The sequence below is a fragment of the Vibrio sp. 10N.286.51.E5 genome (assembly GCF_041469125.1).
GTDB classification, from domain to species: Bacteria; Pseudomonadota; Gammaproteobacteria; order Enterobacterales; family Vibrionaceae; genus Vibrio; species Vibrio crassostreae_C.
Genome location: NZ_JBFRJZ010000118.1, coordinates 1,229 through 2,011, shown reverse-complemented (window position 1 = coordinate 2,011; position 783 = coordinate 1,229). Strand labels below are relative to the sequence as shown.

General features: G+C 43.8%; 1 protein-coding gene. It reads right to left on the bottom strand.

Features of this window, described 5'->3' with window-relative positions; genetic code table 11:
* Positions 1-34 precede the first annotated feature (34 nt).
* The coding region (locus AB4161_RS22740) for an IS256 family transposase (RefSeq protein WP_372084404.1) at positions 35-783 on the bottom strand (749 nt) is incomplete at its 5' end.

Sequence of the window (783 nt, the reverse complement as noted above, 5' to 3'; positions counted from 1 at the left end):
GACCCTGTAAATAATTTTGTGTAACTGCTCTTGGTTATAAGTATTCAGTTAGTCGGTCTTCGAACATAATCATAAAGCGGTTTAGAGCTTGTTTCCAGTGATGGATTGGCATTGTCCATCTCTTGGAAGCATCCATTATCGCTAGGTACACCACCTTTCTTGCCGATTCATCTGTCGGGAACAGTTTACGCTTCTTAGTCGCTTTTCTTATAACGCTGTTCAGAGATTCAATCGCATTCGTTGTATAGATAGCTCTACGGATATCTTGAGGGTAGCTGAACAGAGTATTGAGATTATCCCAATGAGCCGTCCATGAGCGACTGATTTGAGGGTACTTGTCATCCCATTTATCACCAAAGTGCTCTAACGCCAACAGTGCTTCATCTTCAGTCGTAGCTTGATAGATTTCCTTTAAGTCTGCGGTAATGGTCTTGTAGTCTTTCCACGGAACGTATTTCATTGAGTTTCGTACCATGTGTACGATACAGAGCTGGATTTGAGTTTTTGGATAAACGGCATTGATGGCATCAGGAAAGCCCTTGAGGCCATCAACACAAGCGATGAGGATATCATTCACACCCCGATTTTGAAGCTCTGTAAGTACACTGAGCCAGAACTTCGCGCCTTCAGTTTCGGACATCCACATCCCAAGAAGTTCTTTCTGACCTTCCATATTGACGCCGAGAGCAAGGTAAATGGCTTTGTTGATGACTTGCTTATTTTGGCGCACCTTCACAACAATGCAGTCCAGGTAAACGATGGGGTAAACCGAATCAAGAGGGC